Genomic DNA, 25,736 nt, shown 5'->3' on the forward strand with positions numbered 1-25,736 from the left:
CAGATGTCCGAGTATCCGTCGGCCGAGCAGGTGGTCACCGGTGACACCGCCCGGCGCTGGTGGGCGTGGGCTGCGCTGGCGTGCGCGGGCGGAGCCGCGGCGGTGACCGTGCTGTCCGCAGGCGTGCTGGGCACCGTGGGGCTGGTCGTCGTCGGGGCCGGCGGCGTGGTGGTCACGGTGGCCGCCCTGTACTGGTTCCTCACCCGGCGCGGGGCAGCCCGGTGGATCTCGCTGGGCGTGGCGGTGCTGGCACCGATTGCCGTCCTAGCCATGTTCGTCCGCGCCGGCCTGCTGCTGGAGGTGCTCCTCGCGTACGCGCTCGCGCTGGCGTCCCTCGTGTGCGCCCGCGCCGCCCTGCGTGGCGGGCGCTCGGCGACCGCCATGCCGGAATTCCCCGCTGCGCCACCACAACACCCGTTCCTGATCATGAACCCGCACTCCGGCGGCGGCAAGGTCGCCGAGTTCGACCTGGTGCGCCGGGCCGAGGAACTGGGCGCCGAGGTCGCGCTGCTCGACGGGCCCGGCACCGTCGACGTCACCGCGCTGGCCCGCCGGGCGGTGGCCGACGGCGCCGATCTGCTGGGGGTGGCGGGCGGCGACGGGACCCAGGCGCTGGTGGCCGCGGTCGCGGCCGAACACCGGCTGCCGTTCCTGGTGATCAGCGCCGGCACTCGCAACCACTTCGCGATGGACCTCGGCCTCGACCGCGCCGATCCGACCCGGTCGCTGGACGCGCTCCGGGACGGCGTCGAACTCCGCGTCGACCTCGCCACCGTCAACGGCCGTACCTTCGTCAACAACGCCTCGTTCGGCGTCTACGCCGAGATCGTCCGAAGCCCCGCCTACCGTGACGACAAGACGGGCACCGTGCTCGGGCTGCTCCCGGACCTGCTCACCGGGCACGCCGGGCCACGACTCGTCGCGCGAATCGGCGAGACGGTGGTGGTTGGCCCGCAGGCGGTCCTGGTGAGCAACAATCCCTACGGCACCAGCGACCTCGCGGGGCTCAGTCACCGGGACCGCCTCGACCGCGGCGTCCTCGGCGCGGTCGCGCTGTCGGTGACGAACACCCTCGAGGCGGTCGGCCTGCTGCGCCGCACCCGGGTTCAGGGCCTGACGCAAGGGACCGCGACCGAGGTGGTCGTCGAGGCAGACGCCCCCGAGATCCCGGTGGGGGTCGACGGCGAATCCCTCCTGCTCCGCACCCCGGTGCGGTGCGCCGTCGAACCGGGCGCCCTGCGGGTGCGGGTACCCCGGACACGGCCCGGGGTACGGACCTCCGCCCCGGCCTTCGACTGGGTTCGGCTGTGGCAGATCGCGTCCCGGCCCCGAGCCGGCTCACGACCCGATTCGGGCGACTGAACCTCCCAGTCCCACCCGCCGGTCAGCTGTCGGCCGAGTAGCCGGATCGTTCGCCGCGGCTCCGGAAGGCGGCCACGGCGGCCTCGACCGTGGGGTAGAAGTGCGTCGCGTCGAACCGATCGCCCAGCCCGAACCGGATGAGCCGATCCTTGACCGGGCCCTTCATCTCCGCGAACGCCATCCGGATCCCGTTGCCCTCCAGGTACGTGTCGAGGTCGACGAGTTCGTCGACGGCGGTGGTGTCGAGGCCGGTGATCGGCTCGGCGGCCACGACCACCCATTCCACCGGGGTCGGGGCCTGCGCCACCACCGACCGCACGTACTCGTCGAAGATCTGGCCGTTGGCGAAGAAGAGCGGGGCGTCGAACCGCACCAGCACCAGGCCGGGGATGCGCTTCCCGTCGGGGTGCCGAACGACGTCGTGGAAGCCCGGGCGGTCGGACGTCTCGACGAGTTCGGTGCGGTACGGCTGCCAGGCCTGCGCGACCACCGCGACGAACGACAGCCCGATCGCCACCAGAATGCCCTGCAGCACGCCCACCAGCGCCACCCCGAGGAACGCGGCCGCCGCGAGGCCGAACTCCACGGTGCTCATCCGCCACATCGCGACCATCCCGCGCACGTCGACCAGCGCCGTGGCCGCGACGATCACCACGGCCCCGAGGGTGGCGTCGGGCAGGTAGGCGGTGACGCCGGGCGCGACGAGCACGAACAGCAGGACGGCGAGCGCGCCGACGACCCCGGCCAGCTGGGTCCGGGCGCCGCTCTGTTCGGCAACCGGGGTCCGGGACCCGCTCGCCGAGACCGGGAAGCCGCCGAACAGCCCGCCGGCCACGTTGGCGACCCCGATCGCCTTCATCTCGGTGCTGCCGTTCACGTCCTCCCCGTGCCGGGCGGCGAAGGTGCGCGAGAGCACGCCGCTGTCGGCGAACGCGATCAGGGCGATGCCGGCCGCGGGCCCGATCAGGTGCCCGACGTCCTGCCAGTCGACGCCACCGATGGTCGGCAGCGGCAGGCCCTTCGGCAGCGCCCCGACCATCCCGATGTCGTCGGTCAGTCCCGCCGATGCGGACAGCACGATCGCCCCGATCACGGCCACCAGCACCCCGGGCACGGCGGGGAGCCACAGCCGAAACCCGACGATGACGGCCAGCGAGCCGACGCCGACCGCGGCGGCGAGGGGATCGACCTCCCAGCCGACCACGGCCTGCCCGATCTCCGCGATCTCGCCGAGCACCCCGGACGCGTCGACGGAGATCCCCAGCAGCTTGGGCAGCTGGCCGACCACGACGATCAGCGCGATCGCGTTGAGATATCCGAGCCGGATGGGCTTCGAGAGCAGCTCGGTCACGAAGCCGAGGTTCAGGAACCCGCCGACCAGCAGGATGAGCCCGACGAGGACGGCCAGCACCCCGGCGAGGGCGAGCGCCTCCTCGGGATCGCCGGTGACCGCCAACGGCAGCACCGCGGCGGCGATGAGCGGGGCCAGCGACGAGTCCGGGCCGAGCACGAGGATCTTCGACGGCCCCACCAGCGCGTACGCGAGGAGCGGCACGATGGTGGCGTAGAGCCCGGCGTACGCGGGCAGCCCGGCGGCCTCGGCGTACCCCATCCCGGCGGGGATCAGCAGGGCGGTGAGGACGAGCCCGGCGGTGACGTCGGAACGCAGCCACTCCCGGCGGTACCCCCGGGCCGTCGCGACCCCGGGCAGCCGGCCCAGACCTTCTCGCCAGGACATGGTTCGCCGTCAGCGGGCGCGGGCCCGTCGGGGGTCGACGGCGACCTCGGCGGGAATGGGCTGGACGGGCTCCGCGCGGCGGCGACGCCGACGCCGCAGCGCCTTGTCCGCCTCCACGACGATCGGGACGATCAGCGACCAGCCGAGGCAGGCGAGCCACTGGCCGCCGGTCAACGACGTCGTCATGAGGAGGTCCTGGAGGAAGCCGAGCTCGACCGCGAACACCGTGACGACGATCGGGACCGACAGGATCTTGAGCGCGCCGAGGACGGGCGGGACGAGCCCGGATTCCGGGTCGCGCCGCATGGCGAGACCGCCGAGAACGGAACCGAGCGAGAGCACCACGAACGCCGTCGTCATCGGAACGTTCCCCTCGGTCGTGCTCATCTCGCCCGGGGCGAGGAGCATCGCGGCAAGCGTGAGCGCGAACTGCAGCACCCCGTACGCCAGCCACTGGACGAACGCCCGCCGGTTCGCGATCGGCATCGCGCGGTCGCGGGGCGGCTTGTTCATCAGGTCCGGCGGCGCCGGGTCGAGCATGATGACGGCCACCGGGAACAGGGTGATGAAGAAGTGCTGGAAGAGCACCATCAACGGGGTGAGGGCGACCCCGTCGTTGATGTTGAAAATGCTCGCGACGAGGAACAGCAGGACCAGCGAGAAGAGTTTCGACATCTGGTACCGGATGTACGACACGATCTTCTCGTAGATGTTGCGGCCCAGTCGAATTGCCGTGATCAGGGTGCCGAAGTTGTCGTCCGTGAGCACCATCTTGCCCGCCTGTTTGGTCACCTCGCTGCCCGAGCCCATGGCCACGCCGATGTCGGCCTTCTTCAGCGCGGCGGCGTCGTTGACGGCGTCCCCCGTCATCGCGACGACGGCGCCGCCCTTCTGCATGAGGTCGGCCAGGCGGAGCTTGTCCTGCGGGGTGACGCGCCCGAACACGTGCAGGTCGGGCAGGGCCGCCGAGAGTTCCTCGTCGGTCATGGCCTGGAGTTCGGGGCCGCCGATCGCGCCGGGGCCGAGGCCGAGTTCGGCGCCGATCGCGGATGCGGTGATCGCGTGGTCGCCGGTGATCATCCGAACGGCGATGCCTGCCTCGTGCGCGATGCGCACCGACTCGATCGCCTCCGGCCGCAGCGGGTCGATGATGCCGACCATGCCGACGAACGTGAGGTCGTCGACCAACGACATGGGGTCGGCCGCCGCGGTGTCCTCGCGCCCGTCGAGTCGACGGGCGGCGAACGCCAGCACCCGAAGCCCCTTCTCGGACATGGCCCGGGTCGCGACCGTCAACTCCTCCCGGACCTCGTCGAGCGGCACCGTCTGCCTGCCCGGCCGGAAGGCGGTCGTGCACCTGGCCAGGACCACGTCGGGTCCGCCCTTGACCAGTTCCACGAACTGGGTGTCGCCGTCGACCTGGAGGTGGTGGAAGGTCGCCATGAACTTGTACGCGGAGTCGAACGGCACCGTGGCGACGCGCGGGTAGGTCCGCCGCGTGCGTGGGGCGTCGACCCCGAGTTTCGCGGCGAGCACCACCAGCGCGGCCTCGGTCGGGTCGCCGACCACCTCGCCGGTGTCGGAGACGGTGGCGTCGCTGTCGAGGCACAGCCCGTACGCCAGCAGCGTGAAGTCCGGGACCGGCTCGCCCGCCACCTGGGTGATCTTCCCGGACTTGGCGTAGCCCTCGCCCTCGACCGTGTACCACCGGCCGTGGAAGTACAGCGACCGCACGGTCATCTGGTTCATCGTCAGGGTGCCGGTCTTGTCCGAGTTGATCGCGCTGGTCGCGCCGAGCGTCTCGACATCCGTCAGGTTCTTCACGACGGCCTTCGCGTCGGCCAACTGCCGCGCGCCGTAGGCCAGCATCGCCTGGACGAACGTCGGCATGCCGGTCGGGATCGCGGACACCCCCATCGAAATGCCCAGCAGCAGCAGCATCGTCACGTCCTGTCCGCGGATCACCCCGATGACGACGATGGTCGCCACCGCCGTCCACGCGATGACACCGAGCACCTTGGTGAGCGAGTCCAGTTCCCGCTGCAGCGGGGACCTGCTCGGCGCCACCGCCGAGAGCATCGACGCGATCTGACCCATCTGGGTGTGCATGCCCGTCGCGGTGACCACCATGGTGGCGGTGCCGCGGGTGACCGAGGTGTTCTGGAAGGCCATGTTGCTGCGGTCGCCGAGCGGGACGTCGGCGGCGGCGAGAATCTGCGGATCCTTTGCGACGGGCGCACTCTCGCCGGTGAGTGCCGCCTCCTGGGTCTCCAGGGTGGCCGACGTGAGCAGGCGGCCGTCCGCGGGCACGATGTCGCCCGCCTCGAGTTGCACGACGTCGCCCGGCACGAGCTCGGTGGCGTCGAGCTGGGTCAGCGTCCCGCCGCGGATCACCCGCCCCTGCGGCGTCTGCATCCTTGCCAGCGCGTCGACGCTGGCGCGTGCCTTCACCTCCTGCCGGGTGCCCAGAACCACGTTGAGCCCGACGAGCACCGCCACCACGATGGCCGTCGGGATCTCCCCGATGACAACGCTGAGCACCGCCACCGCGACCAGCATCAGGTTCATCGGATCCCTCAGCTGCATCAGCGCGATCGACCACGTCGACGGCGCCGGCTCGGCGGCAATGACGTTGGGCCCGTACCGTCGGCGCCGTTCGTCCGCCTCGCCCGCCGTCAGACCCGACTGCGGATCGGTGGCGAGTGCGGACACCACGGCCTCGGCGTCCTGGGCGTGCCAGTCCGTGCGGGTGTCCGTGGACGGGCGGGGGTGCGTCCCGTCGGTTTCCGTCCTCGCCATGGCCGATCGTCCTTCCCCGCCGGACCCTCAGTAGGGAGTCGGGATCCAGTGCAGTGGTAGCTTCGGCGGCTCGTAGCCGTCGGCCTCCTGCCGCGCAGGCAGGGTGATGTGGGGGCGCTCGAGCGGCTCGTAGGGAATCTGGCCGAGCAGGTGCGTGATGATGTTCAGGCGTCCACGCTTCTTGTCGTCGTTGTCCGCGACGAACCAGGGCGCCCAACCGGTGTCGGTGAAGTGGATCATCTCGTCCCGGGCCCGCGAGTAGTCGTACCAGCGGCTGTACGACTTCAGGTCCAGATCGGAGAGCTTCCAGATCTTTCGGGGGTCGTCGATCCGGCTCTGCAGGCGACGCGTCTGTTCCTCCTCGCTCACCTCCAGCCAGTACTTCAGCAGGATGACACCCGATTCCACGATCGCGCGCTCGACCGTCGGGATGAGCTCGAGGAACTGGTGGGCCTGCTCCTCCGTACAGAAGCCCATCACGCGTTCCACACCGGCGCGGTTGTACCAACTGCGGTCGAAGACGGCGATCTCGCCTGCGGCAGGCAGGTGCGGCACGTACCGCTGCAGGTACATCTGCGACTTCTCCCGCTCGGTGGGGGCAGGCAGCGCGACAACCCGGAACACCCGCGGACTCACCCGCTCGGTGATCGCCTTGATCACCCCGCCCTTCCCCGCGGTGTCGCGCCCCTCGAACACGACGCAGACCTTCGCGCCGGATGCCTTCACCCACTCCTGCAAGGCAACGAGTTCGGCCTGCAGCGGCTCGAGGTGGTGGCGATACTCCTTGTTCTTCATCGGGTTGTCCGTCATCGAACGGGTCCTCCCCTCAGCCGCACGACGCGATGGCGGCGGGTCGACCGAGGCTCGGCCGATCGACCCGCCGCATCATCCGGCGCGGCGGACATCGCCACGTTCGGCGTGGTCAGGCGCGATCAGGATCCCAGGTCGTCACTGCCCAGATCACCACGATGTCGAGCGCGATGATGAGCACCGACCACCACGGGTAGTACGGCAGCCACATGAAATTGGCGAGAATCGAGATCGCCGCGACCACCACCGCCGTCACCCGCGCCCACGCCGCCCCGGTGAACAGCGCCAGACCGACGGCCGCGACCACGACGCCGAGACCGATGTGGATCCAGCCCCAGGTGGTGAGGTCGAACTTGTACACGTAGTCCAGGCCCACCACGAACACCTGGTTTTCGGCCACCGCGGCAATTCCCTGGAACAACTGGACGATACCGACAGTCACCATGATGACGGCCGCGCCGATCGACGTGCCCGCCGCAACGCCCTGCTTGGTCGAAGTTGGGTCCGACATGACGTCCCCTTTCTTACGGCGGGCAGAGTGTCCCGCCTACGCTCATTCTGCTCCGATTCCGGTTCCCGCAGGTCGCGAACGCGGGCATTCCCGGCCCGCCGGTACGACCGAGGAACCCGGCCTCGGCCGGCGGCCTCCGCAAGTTCCCGAATCGTGATGCTCCCGAATCCATTTCGGACCTTGACCACACCTCCCGACACGGCAGACGATGAATCGATGACCGGTCCCGACGAACTGCTCCAAGTCGAACAAGTCGTCAAGCGATTGATCACTCGATTCCCTTCCGTCTCACCGGTAGACATCGAGCACACGGTGCACAGCATTCACGGACGCTTCGCGAACGGAAGGGTCCGTGACTACGTGCCACTGCTCGTCGAGAAGGCGGCCCGGCGCGAGATCGCCGAACTGGTATCGGGGTCGAGCGTGGTGCCCACTGTGGCACAAGCCGCGGAACCCACAGTCGTACGTGCCGCGGCACCCACCGTGGTAGCTGCGCTCGGCTGACCCGTCGTCCCGATCCGGGGGGCTCGCGGTCAGGACCGGTCGTCCAACCACTGCGCGATCCGGTCCGCGGTGGTGTCCGGCTTGCGAATCCAGCCGTTGTGCCCCAGCGGCTCCGGCTGGTGCCAGGTGGTGACGTCCGCATCCGGCAGCTTGCGGACCAGGTGCGCGATCGCCGGCTTGGGCGCCAGGTCGTCGTCCTCGACGGAGATCGACAGCACCGGCAGGGTCAGCCTTCCGATTCGTTCCTCGTAGTCGATGTCCGCCCCCTCCGGTTCGAAGGTGCCGGTCCGCGCGAACCGCGACCAGTCCGCGATCAGCACCCGCGACTGCCTGCCGAACCCGCCGACGTCGAGTCGGTCCCCCGGCCAGAACCCGGCGACATTGGCCGTCACCGACATCGCCGCCGACCCCAGCAGCAGTCCGGTGCCGCGCACCGCGCCGTGCCTGCGGTGATACGGCGAGCCCGACGCGACCAGGATCAGCCCGCCGAGCCGGCCCCGTGCCCGGGCCGCGTACATCACCCCGAGCTGGCCGCCCATGCTGTGCCCGAGCAGGTACGGCGTACTCGCCGGGAACCGCTCGCGCACCACCTCGAAGACCGCCGGGTAGTCCACCGCCGCCAGCTCCTGGTAGCCGTACGCACTGCCCGGACCCGGCCGTGGCCTGCTGTCGCCCTGCCCGCGCAGCTCGCCGACGGCGGCGTTGAACCCGCGGTCCACCAACGCCCGCGCGAACAGGTCGTAGTAGCCGCCGGGCACCCCGAGACCGGGGAAGATCACCACCACCGGCGCCCCCTCCCGACCCGGGAAAAGTCGCACCGGGAGCGTCGTGCCGTCTGGGACCTGAATCGGAATCGTCTCCACGCGTCAATACTCTCCCGTCGACGGCGTGGCCGATAGTGTTCGACCATGTCACCTGCTGATCCGCTTCTGCTGCCCGCCGGCACCACGTTCACGCCGGCGGACCTGACCTTCTATGCCGATCCCACCCGGCGCACCCTGGACGAGGCGCTCGCCGAGGCCGACCTGCTCGTCAGCTGCCCGCACTCGGGCGCCGCGATCCCCGCCGAGCTGGCCGAGTTCCTGGCCCCCGAGTTCACCCGGCGGCTGCAGTTCGACTTCTCGGATTGTTCGACCGCGCCGGTGGTGCGACGCTGGGCGCAGATCGACCCGCGGATCGTGTACGTGGAGAACCCGCACCCGCGGATGCTGCGAGACCCGAACCGGGCCAAGCCCGCCGACCTCTACGAGACCCTGCGCGAGGCCTTCGCCCGGGTCCGCGCGGCAGGCGCCTGGAACAAGGTGGACCTGACCGGCGTGGACGCCATCCGCCCGGTCACCTTCTCCTTCTACCCGTTGCTGCGCGAACCGGCCGACGACGCCGGGCTGCGGCGGCTGGCCGAGACCTTCGCCGAGGTGGCCGAGCGGGGGCTCGGAGTCTACGAGCGGACCCGCGACCAGCTGATCGAGCGGATGGTCGAGCTCGCCTTCACGAGGGCGGCGCGCCCGGACTCCGGTCGCGTCGAGTTCACCACGCTCTCGTTCCACGACACCATGAACCACACCACCACTCGCGACGGCGCGGTCAACGTCGAGCGCGCCGCGGCGGACCGGCTGCCGGACGTGGTGGCACTGTCCAACCGCGGCGACCATCGCGGCGACCGGATCGACGACAACCCCGTGACCATGGATCCGGATTCCGTGCGGGCGTTGGCGCGCGCCCATCGTGCGGGGTTCGAGGTGGCCGACCCGGACGACGTCCTGCTCAACCAGCCGTACCTGGGCAGCCAGGAGATCATCTCGGCGGGCGCACGTTTCCGCGCGCTTGGCCCGCGGGCGACCGCGGCCGGGGTGGCGCTCGGCGCGGTCCAGGCCGAGTTCCGTCGCGAGTACCTGCTCGGCCCGGCGCTGACCGAGACCCTGCAGTCCCCCGGCGTCGGCTGGCCCGATCCCGACCCCGAGCGCGTCGACATGCTGGCCCGGGCCTGCAAGGCCAGTTGGGACGCGTACCGCGACCGCGGCTGACCGGCCCTGGCCCTTCGGTCTCAGCCGAGCAGCAGTCCGATCACCGAGCCGGCGGCGATCGTGGTGGCCGCCAGCACGAGGGTGGGCACGAAGAACGAGTGGTCCACCAGCTTGGTGCCGAGCTTGGTGCTGCCGGACTCGTCGAAGTTGGCGGCCGCGATCTGTGACCCGTTGGTGGGCAACAGGTAGATGCCGGCGAAGGCGCCGGCCCACATGCCCGTGAGCAGTCCGGGTGCGAGCCCCGCGGCCAGGCCGATCGGCACGATGGTCCGGGTCGCCGTGGACTGGCTGGTGGTGAGCACGCAGACCAGGAACACACCGAGCGCGAAGATCCACGGCCATGCGTTGACCCAGTCCCCGACGGTGCTGGTGATCAGCTCCAGGTGGGCGCTGATGAAGGTGTCCGTCAGCCACGCCAGACCGAAAAGTGCGATGGCGGAGACCATGCCGGCCTTGAACACCGACATGGTGGGCACGTCGGCGACGTTCGGGCGGCTGACCAAGAGGATCAGGGTGCCGACCACGAACATGATCATCTCGATGATCGGCGTCATCCCCATCGGCGATCCGTCCGCTGCCTCGGGGCGGATCTCCTTGAACAGACCGAACACCACGATGGCGGCGACGCCGAGCAGGAAGATCAGCGCGGCGTTGCGGCCCTCGTTGGACGCCTTGAGTTCGACCTTGTTCGCCCCGGCTGCCGACGGCGCGGCGATCGCGCCCGACGCGATGCGCGCCTGGATCTCCGGGTCGTCCTCGATGTCCTTGCCCAACCGGTTGACGACGATGGAGGACGCGACGATGCCGATGACCGCGGCGGGGAAGGTGATCATGATGATGTCGATCAGCTCGAAGTCGTACGGTGCCACGTCGGTGAGCGTGACCATCGCGGCCATCGCGGCGGAGACCGGGCTGCAGGCGAGGGCGACGCCGGTCGCGACCACCGACAGCGACAGCGGCCGCGACGGCCGGATCCCGTTGCGGTAGGAGGCGTCGTAGATGACGGGCAGCAGCGGGTACAGGATGTTGGAGGTACCGGCGCCGACCGAGAACAGGAACGAGACCAGCGGGGCGATCAGCGTGATCTGCTTGGGCCGCTTGGCGATCAGGTCCGCGGCGATCGTCACCATCCAGTCGATGCCGCCCGCGGCCTGCATCATCGAGGACGCCAGCACCACGGACAGGATGATCAGCAGCGCGTCGACCGGCGGACTGCCGACGTCCTCCCCGAACACGAACACCAGCACGGCGACACCGGCGCCGCCCCAGAGACCGAGTGCGACACCGCTCGATCGGGTGCCCATGACGATGGCGCCGAGCACCACGATCAACTCCAGCACGAGCTTCACCGAATCCACACGCATCCACCTGTCTCGACGTGCGAGCCCCGACCGTGTCGGCCTTACCCGCGACTGTGCGGGATGTTACCGACGCATAGGAGTTTCGACGGGCAGGTGCGACGCGACGCTCCGGGGCGATTCCGAAGCCGCCGTGGTCCTTCCGGAACAAGCAACGGCGCCGACCCCGCAGTGCGGGATCGGCGCCGTGTCAGCTGTTGCTCGGTGTCGGTGTGTCAGATACCGATCGAGTCGGCCAGCATCGGCCAGGACTTGTGCAGGTCGTCCTGCCAGTAGCCCCACGAGTGGGTGCCGTTCGGGCGGAAGTCGACGACTGCCGGGATCTTCAGATCGGCCAGGCGCCGGGCCAGGTTGCTGGTGCACAGCAGGGTCGCACCCTCGATGACGCCGCCGACGATGGCCTGGTTCGCGAGGCCCGAGACGCCACCGGTGGCCTCGAGGGTGTCATGCGGTCCGGGCAGGCCGTTGCCGGTGGAGATCCACATCTTCACGCCGCGCAGCTTCTCCGCCTGGGCAACCGGGTCGTTCTCGACCCACATCGGATCGTTCTTGTCGCCCCACATGTTCGTGGTGTCGCCGCCGCCGCGCGAATCGACGACCATGTCGATGTAGGCGCGACCCGCCGGGGTGCTGGTCTCCGCGCAACCGCTGTAGGCGCCGACGCTCTTGTACAGCGTCGGTGCCGCGATGGCCAGGTTGAGCACCGAGGTGCCCGCCATGGAGATGCCCGCGAGCGCGTTGACGCCGTTGGTCTTGAGCCCGGCATCGATCAGGGGCGGCAGTTCCTGCGTGAGGAACGTCGTCCACTTGTTGTTGCCGAGCTTGGGGTCGGGCTTCTGCCAGTCGGTGTAGTAGCTGAACGCGCCGCCAACGGGGGTGACCACGTTGACTTCCTTGTCCTTGAAGAAATCGGCGATGTCCGTGCGCCGCTGCCAGGTCGCGCTGTCCTCGCCGCCGCCCGCACCGTTGAGCAGGTACAGGGTGGGAGCCGGCTTCGACTGGTCGGCGGGACGCTGCAGCTTCAGCGGGATGGTCCGGTTCATCGCGGCCGACCACACGTAGGCGGTCTGCTGGCGGCCGGTGCCCTCGATCCGCTGCAGGTAGGAACCGTCCGCGGACTTCACGGTTGCCGTCTCGGCGGTGGCAGGCTCGGCCTGCGCCATGCTGCTGCCGAAGAGCGGCAGGATCGTCAGCGCGGCCGTCGCGGCCGCGATCCGACCTGCTCGACCGGATCGTCCAAACTTGCGCATTCGTCCACCTTGACTTGTCGACTTTGGTGAGTGGCTACTCGATCTGCCTTTTATACAGCGGCAACGGTTCCACCCGCAGTCGAGGGGAACCGTTGCCAGCTGTGTCGCCGCCAGTCTGACTGGTGCGGCCGCACGGTGTCCAGTGATTGGCAAAAAATAGTCAACTCATTGAGTAAATCACCTGGTCGGAACCGAGCCCGTCCAGGCTTCCCGCAAACGCGACGGGGTCCGGACCACCTCGAAAAGGCGATCCGAACCCCGTGCGTGTGGAAGAGACGGACTTAGAAGTCCATGCCGCCCATGCCACCGGTCGGATCGCCCGCGGGCGCTCCGGCCTTCTCCGGCTTGTCGGCGACGACGGCCTCGGTGGTCAGGAACAGGGCCGCGATGGACGCCGCGTTCTGCAGCGCCGAGCGGGTGACCTTGACCGGGTCGTTGATGCCGGCCGCGAGGAGGTCGCCGTACTCGTTGGTCGCGGCGTTGAGGCCGTGACCGGCGGGCAGGTTGCGCACCTTCTCCGCGACGACGCCGGGCTCGAGGCCGGCGTTGAACGCGATCTGCTTGAGCGGGGCCTCGAGCGCGACGCGCACGATGTTGGCACCGGTGGCCTCGTCACCCACGAGCTCGAGGGCGTCGAGCGCGGGAGCGGCCTGCAGCAGGGCGACGCCGCCGCCGGCGACGATGCCCTCCTCGACGGCAGCCTTGGCGTTGCGCACGGCATCTTCGATGCGGTGCTTGCGCTCCTTGAGCTCGACCTCGGTCGCCGCGCCCGCCTTGATGACAGCAACGCCACCGGCCAGCTTGGCCAGGCGCTCCTGCAGCTTCTCACGGTCGTAGTCGGAGTCCGACGCCTCGATCTCGGCGCGGATCTGGTTGACGCGACCGGCGATGGCCTCGGCGTCGCCTGCACCCTCGACGATGGTGGTCTCGTCCTTGGTGATGACGACCTTGCGGGCCTGACCGAGCAGCTCGAGTCCGGCGGTCTCCAGGGAGAGTCCGACCTCTTCGCTGATGACCTCGCCACCGGTGAGGATGGCGATGTCGGCGAGCTGCGCCTTGCGACGGTCACCGAAGCCGGGAGCCTTGACGGCGACAGACTTGAAGGTGCCACGGATCTTGTTGACCACCAGGGTGGACAGGGCCTCGCCCTCGACGTCCTCGGCGATGATCAGCAACGGCTTGCCGGACTGGATGACCTTCTCCAGCAGCGGCAGCAGGTCCTTGACCGTGGAGATCTTGGAGCTGACGAGCAGGATGTAGACGTCCTCGAGGACGGCTTCCTGGCGCTCGGCGTCGGTGGCGAAGTACGCCGAGATGTAGCCCTTGTCGAAGCGCATGCCCTCGGTGAGCTCGAGCTGCAGGCCGAAGGTGTTGGACTCCTCGACCGTGATGACGCCTTCCTTGCCGACCTTGTCCATGGCCTCGGCGATGAGCTCGCCGATGGACGCGTCGCCCGCGGAGATACCAGCGGTAGCAGCGATCTGCTCCTTGGTGTCGATCTCCTTGGCGGTCTCGAGCAGACGGACCGTGACGGCCTCGACGGCCTTCTCGATGCCGCGCTTGAGGCCGAGCGGGTTCGCGCCGGCCGCGACGTTGCGCAGGCCCTCGCGCACGAGCGCCTGGGCGAGCACGGTGGCGGTGGTGGTGCCGTCGCCAGCGACGTCGTCAGTCTTCTTGGCGACCTCCTTGACGAGCTCGGCGCCGATCTTCTCGTAGGGATCCTCGAGCTCGATCTCCTTGGCGATGGACACACCGTCGTTGGTGATCGTGGGGGCGCCCCACTTCTTTTCCAGCACGACGTTGCGACCCTTGGGGCCCAACGTCACCTTGACAGCATCGGCGAGGGCGTTGAGGCCTCGCTCGAGACCGCGACGGGCCTCTTCGTCGAACGCGATGATCTTGGCCATTGCGAAGTGATCCTCCGGATTGGGGTGACACACAAGATGACCGCTCGTCGGGTCACCTCATCGGCACGGGGCAACCACGTGACGGGCAGCCCCTATTGCACTTCCGGCCGGGCGCGGCGCCCGCGACGGACGACCAGGGGTGTCGATGAATCCCAGTCTCACCGTCCCGACCTGGCACTCGCGTATAGCGAGTGCCAAGTGCATTTTTAGCACTCGTCGATGCCGAGTGCAAGGACAGCGGGCGCCGCAGGCGGCCGGTTCGCGGCTAGCGCAACGCGCAGACCGCACCGGTGTTCAGATTGATCGCAAAGGACATCGGGCCGACGCAGTTGACGCCGTTGGCCTCGGCGGTCGCGCCACTGCCCCAACCGGCCAGCGCGACGGTGGTGTGGCCGTTCTCCGCGTAGGAGCGCGAGATGCCGCCGCCGATGGAGTAGGCGTAGGACTGACCGACGCCCTTCGCCCCGGCCAACGCGACGCCGAAGCCCGTCGCGAAGGTCGTCGCCGAGCCGCCGTCGGCCACGCTGACCGCGGTACCGCTCTCGGTGGCGCCCGAGTTGGCCAGGCCGGTGCCGGTGGCCGTCGCACCGCAGCTCGCGTCGCCGATCACCTGGATGTCGTTTGCCGTCGGCGGCGACACGCAGTTGACCTGCGCGGCCGACGCCACGCCGGTACCGCCCACCATGATCCCTCCCACGACTGCGGCGCCTGCCGCCATCGACACACCGGCCCGCATGACGAGAGCGCGGACCTGGGAACGGGTGCGGGTGTTGATCAGCACGGATCTCCTTCGAATGGGTGTGGTCGGCACGCCGACACTTCGGGCGTGCACGTGGGCGACGGTACCCAAAGTTCCCGCGCGCCGGGTATCGATTTCGTTGCGGTTTGCGGCGGACCCACGAGGCCCGCCGCGCACCTCGCGTCCGGGCCCGGAATCCGATCAGCCGACCAGCTCGTCCAGCAGCGCCGGCAGGTCCGCCACCGAGTCGAGAATGTGGTCCGGGCGGGCGGGCGCGGCCTCCAGAACGGCGGGCCGGAACTTGCCGGTCCGAACCAGGATTCCGGTCAGTCCGGCGGACTGCGCGGCCAGCACGTCGCTGCGAAGGTCGTCGCCGATCATCGCGGTCCGCCCGACCTCGCTGCCCGTCAGCGCGGCGGCCGCGACGAACCCGGCCGCCGCCGGCTTGCCGATCACCGTGACGGCCGCGCCACCCGCCGCCTCCAGCCCGGGCAGGTAGGTGCCGGTGTCGATGCGCAGGCCGTCGTCCGTCGCCCAGGTCAGACCGCCCTGCATCGCGACCACCGGGACCCCGTCCTGCATCAGCTCCACCACCCGGCTCAGGGTGCGATGGTCGAACTCCGGTCCGGCACCGCCGAGCACCACCACCTCGGGGCGACGGTCGTCGAGTTCGATACCGGCCAGGTCCGCGGCGATGTCGCCGTGGTTGACGAGCAGGCAGCGCGCCCCGGGGTGGGTACGGCGCAGGTACTGCGCGGTGAGCGCGACCGCGGTGACGATCTCCTCGTCGCGAACCGCCAGGCCGCAGTCCCGCAGCGCGCGGGCGATCTCCGCCCGGGTGCAGGAGGTGGTGTTGGTGAGGAAGGCACGCCCGAGCCCCCGAGCCCGGACCGCGTCCAGCGCCGCGGCGGCGCCGACCAGCGGCCGCCACGAGGTGACCAGCACCCCGTCGATGTCGAACAGCACGCCCTCGAGTTCGCCGTTGCCGGTCATCGCGACACCCCTTCCGACGCCCGGTTCCACCATGGCCCCCGCACCCGGGCCCGGCAAGCGCCGGCCGCGCCTCGCCGGCCGCGGACGTCAGCCCGCGACGCGTCCCCGGGCGGCCAGCGCGTTGAGCACCTCGGCGGCCTGATCGGCACCGTCGACGGTGACCGTGAACCGCGAGCCGTCGCCCCGGACGACACGCAGCGCCGGACCGGGCCGGACGATCACCCCGACCCCGCCGGGACCGACGCGGTAGCCGAACCCGCCGTACCGGTTGAGCCAGCCGACCCGCACACACTCCCCCGTCGACACCTCGGCGAGCGGGATCGTGGGACGGAAGACGCCCAACCAGCGCGTCGCGAGACCGCTCTCGTCGACGACCACCCGCACCGGCGCCAGCAACAACACGAGCACCAGCACGCCGGCCAGGACGGTCACCAGCATCGCCACCAGCGAACGGGCCGACAGCGCCAGCACCACCAGGACGACCCCGGCGGGCACCAACCCCACCCACCACGGCATGCCGGCCCGGCCGGTCCAGCTCACCCGCTCCCCCGGGGCCAGCGGAATCCGAGGTGCGTCGACCGGCGGCGGGCCCACCGCCGTGACCGGCTCCGGGCGGGGCACCGCCAGAGCTGCCAGTCCCGCACCGACCACAGCGAGCGCGAGGCTGCCGAACAGGGCAACCGGGGAGAGCGAGACGGTCTCGGCCGTCGCGACACCGCGCTGCGGCGCCGCCATCAGCGCGGGCAGGATCGCCAGCGCCACCCCCAACCCCGACGCGGCGGCGACGACGTGCCGGACAGTCCGCCGGTCCCGGCCTGCCATTCCCGCGGTGATCAGGCACAACAACAGCGCGACCGCGGGCCCGGCCCAGGCCGACCACGCCACCGACCGCAGCGAGGCGAATCCGTCCGCCTCGCCGTTCACACCGAAGTGCACCGCCAGCGGATCCGGCAGCTCATCGGACCAGCGGGAGAGCAGCACCATCGACCCGGCCAGGGCAACCGCCGGCGGCGCCACTCCCGCCCCGAGCATCCGGCCCCAGGAAACCTGCTTGGTCACGTCGACATCTCCTTCTCCACGAGGGGAACCACGTCAGCTGTGCTCAGCCCGAGGCGTCGGGCCTCGGCGACCAGGTCCCGGACGGCCTGCTGCAGCCGTCCACGATCCCGCGCCCCGGCCACCACCACGGCACCGCGACCGCGCCGCAGTTCGATCAGGCCCTCGTCGCGCAGCAACTGGTACCCGCGCAGCACCGTGTGCACGTTGAGCTCCAGCGAGGTGGCGAGATCCCGGGCGCCCGGCAGGCGCTCGCCCGGGGCGGCGGAGCCGTCCGCGATGGCGCGACGGACGCTGGCGGCCACCTGCTCGAAGAGCGGGACGGCCGCGGACTGGTCAATGCGGATGAGCACACCCACACCCTATTAGTTCTAGTCCTAATAGAACAACTTGGGACGGCCGGAGCCGGATCGATCCGGCGAGCGGATCCGCTACAGGTGGCCGCGCCAGATCTCGTCGAGCTCGCGCGGGGTCAGCAACCGTTCGAGCTGTTCACCAGGCCAGGATTCCGGCCGGCCCTTCATGCGGGCGGACTTCAGAATCGGGACTGGCCGCAGGCGGGCGTGGCGCCTCACAACTGGAATCTTCACGACGATCACTCCGGTCCATCGCTGGTCGAAACACCGCTGGCCGCTCCCGGCCTGGATACCCTGTTCATCGCCCGTTCCCCGCCCGGCATTACACACCTCCGACGCCCGACGCCACGGGCCGCCGCCAACCCTTGACGCCCGGCGACATTCGGGCAAGATGTATCCGTTACTCCAAGTTTCATAAAATTGACGAACCGGAGCAGATCAGTGACGAACACCCTCGAGGCCAGCATCGACATCGACGCCACACCGGCCGAGGTGTGGACCGTGATCTCCGACCTCAAGCGGATGGGCGAGTGGAGCCCGCAGTGCCGGATGATGCGGGTCCTCGGCGGCGAGGTCCGGGGCGGCACCAAGACCTTCAACCTGAACAAGAAGGGGCTGCTGGTGTGGCCGACGTCCTCGAAGGTCATCCGCTTCGAGCCGAATCAGGCCATCGCCTGGCGCGTGGTGGAGAACCACACCATCTGGACCTACGAGATCACTGCCGGCGACAAGACCTCCACCCTCACCGAGCGTCGCGAGGCACCGACCGGTACCACCAAGATCTCGTCGTTCCTGGTCGACAAGTTCATGGGCGGTACCGCGGGCTTCGAAGAGGACATGGTCAAGGGCATGAACACCACCCTCACCCGGATCAAGTCCGAGGTCGAGTCGAAGGCCCGCGCCCGCGGCTGACCGTCAGCGTCCGTCCCGCAGCAGCGCCGCGACCTCCTCCTGGCCGCGGCGCTGCGCGTGCTGCAGCGCGGTCCGGCCGTCCGCGTCCCCGATCGACCGGTCGGCGCCCGCCGCGAGCAACTGCCCGACCACATCCTGGTAGCGAGCCGACCCGTCGCCGTAGACCACCGCCTCGAGCAGCGCGGTCCAACCCGGCTCGTTGACGTGGTCGACGGGGACGCCGGCCCGGATCAGGGTGCGCACCGTCTCGACATGGCCGTGCTCGGCAGCCGGGATCAGCGCCGTGCCGCCGAACCTGTTGGTGGCGCTGACGTCCGCGCCGTGCGCGAGGGTCAGCGCGAGGATCTCGTCGCGTCCCTCCGCGCCCGCGTAGAGGAACGCCGAATCTTCCATGTCGTCCTTGGCATTCACGTCGGCGCCCGCCGTCACGAGCACCCGGGCCGCGGTCACCGCGTTCGCCTTCGCCGCCGCCACGAGCGGGGTCTGCCCGCCGTCTCCGCGAGCCTCGAGCGCCGCACCGCCGGCGAGCGCCGCGCGCACCGCATCGGCGTCGTCCGCCCGGACCGCCGCGAACAGCGACCGCTCCAGCGGCGGGGTGGAGACCGGCGTGGTCTCGGCCTCGGGCGGGGCCGCGGCCACGGGCGAGGACGGGGACGCCGACGCCGACGCCGACGCCCGGGTGGTGGGCGGCCCGGCATCGACCGCCGGGTCCGGGCCGCCGCAGGCGGCGCCGACAACCACCGCGGCGGCGAGGACTGCGGCGGCCGACGCGCGCCTCGTCTGGGCGTTCACCGCTACCGCAGCGATCCGGCGATGGCGTCGAGGCCGGCCGCGGCGCACGCCTGATCGGCCATGCCGTCCGGGGCCCCACCCACGCCGATGCCCGCAATGGAGGCGTTGCCTGCCTTCACGGTGACGCCGCCGGGCAGGAACAGGGTGCCGTCCAGGTCCGCGACGGTGGCGCCGTCGCCCTTGGCTCGACCGGCCAGATCGCTGGTGTTGGCGCCGAAAGCCGCTGCCGTGTATCCCTTCTGGCGGGCAGCCTCGACGGTGTGCTGAGCCGCGTTGTCACCGCGCAGCATCGCCTGCACGTTGCCGTTGCGGTCCACCACGGCCACGGTGACGAAGCCGAGTCCGTCGGCCTGGCACTTCGCGAGCGCGGCCTGGGCGGCCGTGCCCGCGGCGCCGACGGTCAACCGGGTCGCGGTCGCCGTGCCCGTCTCGGCCGGCTCGTCGGCAGGCTGGGTTGCGGTGGCGACCGGGGTGGCCGACGCCACCTTCTCGTCGATCCCACTTCCGCACGCCGCGGTGGCGAGGATCGCCGCGAGCGGGACGATCACGGCGAGGGTCTTGGGCAGTCGGCGGGAGAGGTTCATCGCGGGGCCTTTCGGTAGCGGCGTGACCGACCGTGCGCGGTCGGGCTGACGGATTCCAGCCTCGCCGCCGGGCCAACCCGCCCGCATCGGGCCGACGTCTGCCTCCCGGTCAGCCGTCCGGGGGCGAGGAGATCATCCGAATGGCCGATCCGGCGGACGCGGCGGATCCGTAGCATCGAGCCGATGTCCAGCCCTGCCACCGCCGACGGCGACCGGATCCCTGCCGACCGGGACTTCCGAGGACCGATCGACGTCGCGATCCACGTCTCGTTCTACGTGCTGCTGGCGACCTCGACCGCCCGCTACCTGACCTACCACGGGGTCAGCGGCCGGTTCGTCATCGTCGCCGCCCTGATTGTCGCGCTGGCCGCGCTCTACGCCGTGACCGTGTTCCTGTCCCACCGGGCCGCCGTCTGGCAGCCCTGGGTGTGGCCGGTGCTGACCACCTGGGCGGTGCTGGTGTGGCTGGCGCCGAGCTTCGCGTGGTGCGCGTTCCCGATGTTCTTCCTCTGCACCCGCGCGTTCTCGAACCGGACGGCGTACCTGATCGTCGCGGCGCTCGCGGTGGTCACCAGCGTCGCCTTCTTCAACTTCAGCGGCCGCACCGAGTGGGCCGTCCTGATCGGCCCGATCTGCACCGGCGCGCTCGTGGTGATCGCGTACGGCCAGATCGAACGGGACAGCCGGGAACGGGTGCGCCTGTTCGAGGAGGTCGCGGCGGCGAAGACCCGGCTCGCCGAGACCGAGCGGGACGCGGGGGTGCGGTCCGAACGGGACCGGCTGGCCCGGGAAATCCACGACACCGTCACGCAGGGCCTGACCAGCAGCCTGCTGCATCTCGAGGCTGCCGCCGAACAATGGGACCGGCCCGGCTCCGAGGCTCGCGAGGAGGTCGCGATCGCCACCGCCGCCCTGCGTGCGAACCTGGCCGAGACCCGGAACCTGGTGCACTACCTGGCCTCGCCGGACCTCGAGGCCCGGCCCCTGGACGCCATCCTGCTCGACGCGGCTCGGGGCTACTTCCCGTCGGCGCAACTGCGGGTGGTCGGCACGCCGGTCCCGCTGCCCTCGGAGGTCGGGCACGCGCTGCTCCGGATCACCCAGAGCGCGGCCGCCAACGTGAAACGTCACGCGAACGCGCAGACTCTGGGGGTGACCCTGACCTACCTTCCGGAGTCCGTCGCCCTGGACGTGTTCGACGACGGCCGCGGCTTCGTGGTGAACGAGGTGGCACCCGCCTCCGCAGCGGGCGGGTTCGGCCTGCACGCGATGCGGCAGCGGGCGGAGTCGCTGGGCGGCACCCTCACGGTGGAGAGCGCCCCCGGCGAGGGCACCGTCGTCGCCGCGCTGATCCCCGCGGGCGGTGCCCGATGAGCACCATCACCGTGCTGCTGGTCGACGACCATCTGGTGGTGCGCGCGGGCCTGCGGGCGCTGCTGGACTCGCAGCCCGACATCGAGGTGACCGCCGAGGCCGGGTCCGGCGAACAGGCCGTCACGATGGTCGCGGAGCAAGTGCCGGACCTGGTGATGATGGACCTCTCCCTGGGTGCGGGGATCGACGGCATCGAGGCGATCCGGCGGATCCGGGCCGTACACCCCGACCTGCCCGTGCTGGTCTTCACCACCTACGACACGGACGCCGACGTGGTCCGCGCCGTCGACGCAGGCGCCATCGGCTACCTGCTCAAGGACTCGACCCCACCGGAGATCTTCGGGGCCGTCCGGGGCGCGGTCGCGGGCCAGAGCGTGCTGTCGCCGCCGGTGGCCGCCCGGCTGCTGCACCAGATGCGCCGGCCCGACGAGGCCCTCACCGCGCGCGAGGCGGAACTGCTCACCCTGCTCGCCGAGGGCCTGACCAACAAGGAACTCGGCAGGCGGCTGTTCATCAGCGAGGCCACGGTGAAGACGCACCTGGCGCACATCTACGCCAAGCTCGGCGTGGACAGCAGGGCAGGCGCCGTGTCGGCCGCGCTGCGCCGTGACGGGATCCGCTGACGGTCCGCATGGCGGCTGCCTTGCCCACGGTCGGGCCGGACGGAACGCAGATCCGGGGCACTGTCCCGGGGCGCCGTCGCGCGCCCGCAGGACCGGCAGGCGGGGCCTGCGACGGTTCGTCGGTCACCGACGCCCACGCCGCTCCGCTAGCCTGTGGTGATTCACCCGACGGCTCGGCCGACGGGGAGACCGCCGCCGTCGAACAGTTAGAGGATTCCGTGGCCCGCCGACCCATCCCGCTTGGCACTCCGCAGCCGACCGGTCTCGCGCACTTCGCCGAACTGATCCGCAACACCGTCCCGCCGCTGCATCCCGCAGGCCTGCCGTTCGTGCTCGGCCCGCTGGCCGTCGCCGTGCTCGGACGCCGAAACCGGTGGGTCAAGCGCGCCGGCCTCGCCGCCGCGGGCGCCAGCGCCGCCTTCTTCCGGCATCCGCACCGCGTCCCGCCGAACCGCGCCGGCGTGGTCGTCTCCCCCGCCGACGGCGAGGTCGCCCTCGTCGACACCGCGGTGCCGCCCGCCGAGCTGAACATGGGCGAGCAGCCGGTGCCCCGGGTGAGCATCTTCCTGTCCGTGCTCGACGTGCACGTCCAGCGCAGCCCCGTCGCCGGCGAGGTGCTCGCCGTCGCCCACCAGCCCGGCAAGTTCCTGTCCGCGGACCTCGCCGAGGCGAGCGACGCCAACGAGCGCAACTCGATGCTGCTGCGCACCGAGAGCGGCCACGAGATCGCGGTCGTGCAGATCGCCGGGCTCCTGGCCCGCCGCATCGTCTGCGACGCCAAGGTCGGCGACCGCCTGCCGATCGGCGACACCTACGGGCTGATCCGGTTCGGTTCGCGCGTCGACACCTACTTCCCGGCGGGCACCACCCTCCTGGTGGAGCGGGGACAGCGCGCGGTCGGCGCCGAGACCGTCCTCGCCCAGCTTCCGTGAGCAGCCCCCGCCGCGTCGCCAGCAGCGGACTGCTGCTGTTGCCGAGCACGCTGACCATCCTGGCGCTGTGTTCCGGCCTGTCCGCGGTGAAGTTCGCGCTGGAGAACAACCTCGGCGCGGCGCTGGCGATGATCGGCGTCGCGGCGGTGCTGGACTCGCTCGACGGCCGCCTCGCGCGGATGCTCGACGCCACCACCAAGATCGGCGCCGAACTGGACTCGTTGTCCGACGCGATCTCCTTCGGCGTCGCGCCTGCCCTGGTGCTGTACGTGACGCTGCTCGACGGCACCAACGCGGGCTGGATCGTCGCGCTCGTCTACGCGGTCAGCATCGTGCTGCGGCTGGCCCGGTTCAACACCCTGCTCGACGACGACACCGCACCGGCCTACACGAGCGAGTTCTTCACCGGGGTCCCCGCGCCTGCCGGGGCCCTGATCGCACTGGCACCGATCGCGGCGTACCTGCAGTGGGGTGACGGCTGGTGGTCCTCGTTCTACTTCGTGGCCGCGTGGACCATTGCCTCCGCGGCACTGATCGTCAGCCGGGTCCCGACGCTGGCGATGAAGTCCTTCTCGGTCCCGCGACGGATGGCCGCGCTGCTGCTGATCGGCGTCGCGCTCACCGCCGCCGCGCTGATCACCTACCCGTTCGTGCTGCTGATCGTGCTGGTCGTCGCGTACCTGGCGCACATCCCGTTCGCGGTCCGCTCCAAGCGGTGGGTGGCCGCCCGCCCCGAGGTGTGGGACAGCAAGCCCGCCGAGCGCCGCGCCGAACGCCGCGCCATCCGCCGGGCACCGGACCGGGTCCGACCGGACAACTCCATGGCGCGGCTCGGACTGCGCCGGCCGCGCTGACCCCGTCGGCCCGCCGGGCGCCCGCACTACCGGGGCACCCGGCCCGCCGACACTAGGCTGGACGCCGTGACCTCCCCGGAACTCGCGCTGACCGCCCGGCTGAACACCTCCGCCGCCGACGCCCGCCGCGGGGTGGTGCGCCTGCACCCCGAGGCGCTGGCCGCGCTAGGGCTCCGCGAGTGGGACGGCATCGCCGTGATCGGCGCCCGCCGCACCGCCGCCGTGGTGGCCCGGGCACCGATCGGGACCCCCACCGGCACCGCGCTGCTGGACGACGTCACCCTCTCCAACGCCGGCCTGCGGGAGGACGCGCGGGTGGTGCTGTCCCCGGTCACCGTGTACGGCGCGCGAGCCGTCACGGTCACCGGGTCCGCACTGGCGGTGCAGTCCATCTCCGAGACCACGCTGCGCCAGGCACTGCTCGGCAAGGTCCTCGGTGTCGGCGACACGGTCTCGCTGCTGCCCCGCGACCTCGGACCGGGAACCTCCACCGCCGGCGCCACCGCGTCGCTCGCCCGCACGTTCGGCGTCGCGTGGACCTCCGAACTGCTCACCATCACCGCGGTCGACCCGGCGGGCCCGGTGAGCGTGCAGCCGAACTCCGCGGTCGGCTGGGACCGCGGCACGGGCGCCGCCGTTGCCGGCGCGGCGCCGACCCCCGCCGCGGCCAGGCCGAGCTCCCCCGCCCCCGCCCCGCGTCCGGCGCCGCCTGCCGTCGCGGACCTGGTCGGTGTCGGCGTGTCCGCAGGCAAGCTCACCGAGTGGCTCGCCCTCGCGCTGGACGAACCGGAGCTGCTCGCCACCCTCGGCGCGTCACCGCGCCTCGGGGTGCTGATCACCGGTCCCGCCGGGGTCGGCAAGGCGACGCTGGCCCGCGCCGTCCTGGCCGGTCGGACGGTGACGGAGCTGGACGGTCCGGGGATCGGCGCCCTCGACTCCGCCACCAGACTGCAGCGGGTCACCGACGCGGTCGCGCAGCTCGCCGGGAACGGCGGGGTGCTGCTGGTCACCGACATCGACGCGCTGCTGCCCGCGGACCCGGAACCGGTGTCCACCCTGATCCTCGACGAGCTGCGGCGGGCCGTCGAGTCGCCCGGTGCGGCCTTCGTGGCCACCACCGCGCACCCCGATGCCCTCGACACCCGGGTGCGCGGCCAGGACCTGTGCGACCGCGAACTCACCCTGGCGCTGCCGGACGGCGCCGGGCGCCGCGCGCTGCTCGAGCACCTGCTCAACAAGGTCCCGACGGCCGACCTCAGCCTCAACGAGATTGCCTCCCGGGCACCCGGATTCGTCGCGGCCGACCTGGCTGCCCTGGTACGGGAGGCGGCCCTGCGGGCGGCCTCGCGCGCCAGCAGCACCGGCGAGAAGCCGGCGCTTCGGCAGGACGACCTGCTCGGGGCGCTGGAGGTGATCCGGCCGCTGTCCAGGTCCGGGACCGAGGAGTTGTCCGTCGGCAGTGTCACCCTCGACGACGTCGGCGACATGATCGAGACCAAGCAGGCCCTCACCGAGGCGGTGCTGTGGCCGTTGCAGCACCCGGATTCCTTTGCCCGCCTGGGGGTGGATCCGCCGCGCGGGGTGCTGCTGTACGGACCGCCGGGATGCGGCAAGACCTTCCTGGTCCGGGCGCTGGCCAGCTCGGGCCAGCTCAGCGTGCACGCCGTCAAGGGCGCCGAGCTGATGGACAAGTGGGTCGGTGCGTCGGAAAAGGCTGTGCGCGAACTGTTTCAGCGGGCACGCGATTCCGCGCCGTCCCTGATCTTCCTCGACGAGGTGGACGCACTGGCCCCGCGCCGTGGGCAGTCGTCCGACTCCGGGGTGAGCGATCGGGTGGTGGCCGCGCTGCTCACCGAACTCGACGGCATCGAGCCGCTGCGCGACGTGGTGGTGCTCGGCGCGACCAACCGTCCCGACCTGATCGACCCGGCGCTGCTGCGTCCCGGACGGCTGGAACGACTGGTGTTCGTCCCGCCGCCGGACGCCGAGGCCCGCAAGGCGATCCTGCGGACCGCGGGCCGGCCGGTGCCGCTGGCGGCCGACGTCGACCTCGACGCGCTGGCCGTCGACCTCGACGGCTACAGCGCCGCGGACTGCGCGGCGCTGCTGCGCGAGGCCGCGCTGGCGGCGATGCGGCGCAGCGTGGACGCGGCCGACGTCACGGTCGCCGACATTGCCGCGGCCCGGGACACGGTCCGCCCCTCGCTGGATCCCGAACAGGTCGCGCACCTGCAGGCCTACGCCGACCGGCGCTGATC

General features: G+C 71.1%; 24 protein-coding genes. 9 read left to right on the forward strand and 15 right to left on the reverse strand.

Features of this window, described 5'->3' with window-relative positions; all coding sequences use genetic code 11:
- Positions 1 to 3 precede the first annotated feature (3 nt).
- The gene (locus tag ACFO6S_RS13950) at positions 4 to 1,362 is read left to right on the forward strand and encodes a diacylglycerol/lipid kinase family protein (RefSeq protein ID WP_378417899.1); all 1,359 of its coding nucleotides are present in this window, start codon (positions 4 to 6) and stop codon (positions 1,360 to 1,362) included.
- Between the two features lie 22 nt (positions 1,363 to 1,384).
- Here the strand turns inward: ACFO6S_RS13950 and ACFO6S_RS13955 are convergent, their stop codons facing one another.
- The 4 genes from ACFO6S_RS13955 to ACFO6S_RS13970 form a co-directional block, all read right to left on the reverse strand.
- On the reverse strand, positions 1,385 to 3,100 hold the full coding sequence (locus tag ACFO6S_RS13955) for a SulP family inorganic anion transporter (RefSeq protein WP_378417901.1): 1,716 nt from the start codon (positions 3,098 to 3,100) through the stop codon (positions 1,385 to 1,387).
- Positions 3,101 to 3,109: 9 nt separating this feature from the next.
- Positions 3,110 to 5,899, reverse strand: a complete 2,790-nt coding sequence (locus tag ACFO6S_RS13960; RefSeq protein ID WP_378417903.1) for a cation-translocating P-type ATPase — start codon at positions 5,897 to 5,899, stop codon at positions 3,110 to 3,112.
- A gap of 27 nt (positions 5,900 to 5,926) precedes the next feature.
- Positions 5,927 to 6,709 carry a polyphosphate kinase 2 gene (gene ppk2 / locus ACFO6S_RS13965; RefSeq protein WP_378417905.1) on the reverse strand — a complete coding sequence of 261 codons (783 nt, stop codon included), beginning with the start codon at positions 6,707 to 6,709 and terminating at the stop codon, positions 5,927 to 5,929.
- A 112-nt stretch (positions 6,710 to 6,821) separates the two neighbouring features.
- Complete coding sequence (locus ACFO6S_RS13970) at positions 6,822 to 7,220, reverse strand: DUF7144 family membrane protein (protein WP_378417907.1); 399 nt, start codon at positions 7,218 to 7,220, stop codon at positions 6,822 to 6,824.
- Between the two features lie 216 nt (positions 7,221 to 7,436).
- Between ACFO6S_RS13970 and ACFO6S_RS13975 the strand changes: the two genes are divergently transcribed.
- Positions 7,437 to 7,724: a three-helix bundle dimerization domain-containing protein gene (locus tag ACFO6S_RS13975; RefSeq protein ID WP_378417909.1), complete on the forward strand. Its 288-nt coding sequence runs from the start codon at positions 7,437 to 7,439 to the stop codon at positions 7,722 to 7,724.
- A gap of 29 nt (positions 7,725 to 7,753) precedes the next feature.
- Here the strand turns inward: ACFO6S_RS13975 and ACFO6S_RS13980 are convergent, their stop codons facing one another.
- On the reverse strand, positions 7,754 to 8,587 hold the full coding sequence (locus ACFO6S_RS13980) for an alpha/beta hydrolase family protein (RefSeq protein WP_378417911.1): 834 nt from the start codon (positions 8,585 to 8,587) through the stop codon (positions 7,754 to 7,756).
- Between the two features lie 45 nt (positions 8,588 to 8,632).
- Between ACFO6S_RS13980 and ACFO6S_RS13985 the strand changes: the two genes are divergently transcribed.
- Positions 8,633 to 9,748 carry an N-formylglutamate amidohydrolase gene (locus tag ACFO6S_RS13985; protein ID WP_378417913.1) on the forward strand — a complete coding sequence of 372 codons (1,116 nt, stop codon included), beginning with the start codon at positions 8,633 to 8,635 and terminating at the stop codon, positions 9,746 to 9,748.
- Between the two features lie 20 nt (positions 9,749 to 9,768).
- On the opposite strand, the gene ACFO6S_RS13990 is transcribed toward ACFO6S_RS13985, so the two are convergent.
- From ACFO6S_RS13990 to ACFO6S_RS14025, 8 genes are all read right to left on the reverse strand, one after another.
- The gene (locus ACFO6S_RS13990; protein ID WP_378417915.1) at positions 9,769 to 11,097 is read right to left on the reverse strand and encodes an anaerobic C4-dicarboxylate transporter; all 1,329 of its coding nucleotides are present in this window, start codon (positions 11,095 to 11,097) and stop codon (positions 9,769 to 9,771) included.
- A 224-nt stretch (positions 11,098 to 11,321) separates the two neighbouring features.
- Positions 11,322 to 12,356, reverse strand: coding sequence for an alpha/beta hydrolase (locus ACFO6S_RS13995; protein ID WP_378417917.1), 1,035 nt, complete (start codon positions 12,354 to 12,356; stop codon positions 11,322 to 11,324).
- Between the two features lie 281 nt (positions 12,357 to 12,637).
- Entirely contained in the window at positions 12,638 to 14,263 is a 1,626-nt protein-coding gene (gene groL / locus ACFO6S_RS14000; RefSeq protein WP_378417919.1) for a chaperonin GroEL, read from the reverse strand.
- 265 nt (positions 14,264 to 14,528) lie between these two features.
- Positions 14,529 to 14,999: a DUF6764 family protein gene (locus tag ACFO6S_RS14005; RefSeq protein ID WP_378418146.1), complete on the reverse strand. Its 471-nt coding sequence runs from the start codon at positions 14,997 to 14,999 to the stop codon at positions 14,529 to 14,531.
- A 204-nt stretch (positions 15,000 to 15,203) separates the two neighbouring features.
- Positions 15,204 to 15,995, reverse strand: a complete 792-nt coding sequence (locus ACFO6S_RS14010) for an HAD-IIA family hydrolase (RefSeq protein WP_378417920.1) — start codon at positions 15,993 to 15,995, stop codon at positions 15,204 to 15,206.
- 87 nt (positions 15,996 to 16,082) lie between these two features.
- Positions 16,083 to 17,054 carry a DUF1648 domain-containing protein gene (locus ACFO6S_RS14015; protein WP_378417922.1) on the reverse strand — a complete coding sequence of 324 codons (972 nt, stop codon included), beginning with the start codon at positions 17,052 to 17,054 and terminating at the stop codon, positions 16,083 to 16,085.
- Positions 17,051 to 17,404: a GntR family transcriptional regulator gene (locus ACFO6S_RS14020; protein ID WP_378417924.1), complete on the reverse strand. Its 354-nt coding sequence runs from the start codon at positions 17,402 to 17,404 to the stop codon at positions 17,051 to 17,053. Before ACFO6S_RS14020 ends, ACFO6S_RS14015 begins: the two co-directional genes overlap by 4 nt.
- A 78-nt stretch (positions 17,405 to 17,482) precedes the next feature.
- Positions 17,483 to 17,650: a hypothetical protein gene (locus ACFO6S_RS14025; RefSeq protein WP_378417926.1), complete on the reverse strand. Its 168-nt coding sequence runs from the start codon at positions 17,648 to 17,650 to the stop codon at positions 17,483 to 17,485.
- A gap of 198 nt (positions 17,651 to 17,848) precedes the next feature.
- Here ACFO6S_RS14025 and ACFO6S_RS14030 point away from each other — a divergent pair, with 198 nt between their 5' ends.
- Positions 17,849 to 18,319, forward strand: coding sequence for an SRPBCC family protein (locus ACFO6S_RS14030; protein ID WP_378417927.1), 471 nt, complete (start codon positions 17,849 to 17,851; stop codon positions 18,317 to 18,319).
- 3 nt (positions 18,320 to 18,322) lie between these two features.
- On the opposite strand, the gene ACFO6S_RS14035 is transcribed toward ACFO6S_RS14030, so the two are convergent.
- On the reverse strand, positions 18,323 to 19,111 hold the full coding sequence (locus ACFO6S_RS14035) for an ankyrin repeat domain-containing protein (protein WP_378417929.1): 789 nt from the start codon (positions 19,109 to 19,111) through the stop codon (positions 18,323 to 18,325).
- A 2-nt stretch (positions 19,112 to 19,113) separates the two neighbouring features.
- Positions 19,114 to 19,695 (reverse strand): GlcG/HbpS family heme-binding protein, encoded by a 582-nt coding sequence (locus ACFO6S_RS14040; RefSeq protein WP_378417930.1) that lies wholly within the window; start codon positions 19,693 to 19,695, stop codon positions 19,114 to 19,116.
- 183 nt (positions 19,696 to 19,878) lie between these two features.
- Between ACFO6S_RS14040 and ACFO6S_RS14045 the strand changes: the two genes are divergently transcribed.
- The 5 genes from ACFO6S_RS14045 to ACFO6S_RS14065 all read left to right on the forward strand — a co-directional run bounded on the left by ACFO6S_RS14045 (position 19,879) and on the right by ACFO6S_RS14065 (position 25,734).
- Positions 19,879 to 21,069 (forward strand): sensor histidine kinase, encoded by a 1,191-nt coding sequence (locus ACFO6S_RS14045; RefSeq protein WP_378417932.1) that lies wholly within the window; start codon positions 19,879 to 19,881, stop codon positions 21,067 to 21,069.
- Positions 21,066 to 21,692: a response regulator gene (locus tag ACFO6S_RS14050; protein ID WP_378417933.1), complete on the forward strand. Its 627-nt coding sequence runs from the start codon at positions 21,066 to 21,068 to the stop codon at positions 21,690 to 21,692. The genes ACFO6S_RS14045 and ACFO6S_RS14050 overlap by 4 nt, the downstream gene beginning before the upstream one ends.
- Before the next feature lie 218 nt (positions 21,693 to 21,910).
- A complete protein-coding gene (locus ACFO6S_RS14055; protein ID WP_378417935.1) occupies positions 21,911 to 22,624 on the forward strand; it encodes a phosphatidylserine decarboxylase in 714 nt (237 codons plus the stop codon).
- Positions 22,621 to 23,478 (forward strand): CDP-alcohol phosphatidyltransferase family protein, encoded by an 858-nt coding sequence (locus tag ACFO6S_RS14060; protein ID WP_378417937.1) that lies wholly within the window; start codon positions 22,621 to 22,623, stop codon positions 23,476 to 23,478. Before ACFO6S_RS14055 ends, ACFO6S_RS14060 begins: the two co-directional genes overlap by 4 nt.
- Positions 23,479 to 23,544: 66 nt before the next feature.
- A complete protein-coding gene (locus tag ACFO6S_RS14065; protein WP_378417939.1) occupies positions 23,545 to 25,734 on the forward strand; it encodes an AAA family ATPase in 2,190 nt (729 codons plus the stop codon).
- Positions 25,735 to 25,736: the final 2 nt, after the last annotated feature.

The organism is Rhodococcus kronopolitis (assembly GCF_042654025.1).
Lineage (GTDB): Bacteria > Actinomycetota > Actinomycetes > Mycobacteriales > Mycobacteriaceae > Rhodococcus_G > Rhodococcus_G kronopolitis.

Excerpts from the sequence above, each read along its gene's own strand:
- ACFO6S_RS14050 (WP_378417933.1), top strand. The coding sequence starts at position 21,066 with ATGAGCACCATCACCGTGCTGCTGGTCGACGACCATCTGGTGGTGCGC.
- ACFO6S_RS13960 (WP_378417903.1), bottom strand. The coding sequence starts at position 5,899 with ATGGCGAGGACGGAAACCGACGGGACGCACCCCCGCCCGTCCACGGAC.
- ACFO6S_RS13970 (WP_378417907.1), bottom strand. The coding sequence starts at position 7,220 with ATGTCGGACCCAACTTCGACCAAGCAGGGCGTTGCGGCGGGCACGTCG.
- ACFO6S_RS14010 (WP_378417920.1), bottom strand. The coding sequence starts at position 15,995 with ATGACCGGCAACGGCGAACTCGAGGGCGTGCTGTTCGACATCGACGGG.
- ACFO6S_RS13985 (WP_378417913.1), top strand. The coding sequence starts at position 8,633 with ATGTCACCTGCTGATCCGCTTCTGCTGCCCGCCGGCACCACGTTCACG.
- ACFO6S_RS13950 (WP_378417899.1), top strand. The coding sequence starts at position 4 with ATGTCCGAGTATCCGTCGGCCGAGCAGGTGGTCACCGGTGACACCGCC.
- ACFO6S_RS14040 (WP_378417930.1), bottom strand. The coding sequence starts at position 19,695 with ATGAACCTCTCCCGCCGACTGCCCAAGACCCTCGCCGTGATCGTCCCG.
- ACFO6S_RS13975 (WP_378417909.1), top strand. The coding sequence starts at position 7,437 with ATGACCGGTCCCGACGAACTGCTCCAAGTCGAACAAGTCGTCAAGCGA.
- ACFO6S_RS13955 (WP_378417901.1), bottom strand. The coding sequence starts at position 3,100 with ATGTCCTGGCGAGAAGGTCTGGGCCGGCTGCCCGGGGTCGCGACGGCC.
- ppk2 (WP_378417905.1), bottom strand. The coding sequence starts at position 6,709 with ATGACGGACAACCCGATGAAGAACAAGGAGTATCGCCACCACCTCGAG.
- ACFO6S_RS14045 (WP_378417932.1), top strand. The coding sequence starts at position 19,879 with ATGTCCAGCCCTGCCACCGCCGACGGCGACCGGATCCCTGCCGACCGG.
- ACFO6S_RS14005 (WP_378418146.1), bottom strand. The coding sequence starts at position 14,999 with ATGCGGGCCGGTGTGTCGATGGCGGCAGGCGCCGCAGTCGTGGGAGGG.
- ACFO6S_RS13995 (WP_378417917.1), bottom strand. The coding sequence starts at position 12,356 with ATGCGCAAGTTTGGACGATCCGGTCGAGCAGGTCGGATCGCGGCCGCG.
- groL (WP_378417919.1), bottom strand. The coding sequence starts at position 14,263 with ATGGCCAAGATCATCGCGTTCGACGAAGAGGCCCGTCGCGGTCTCGAG.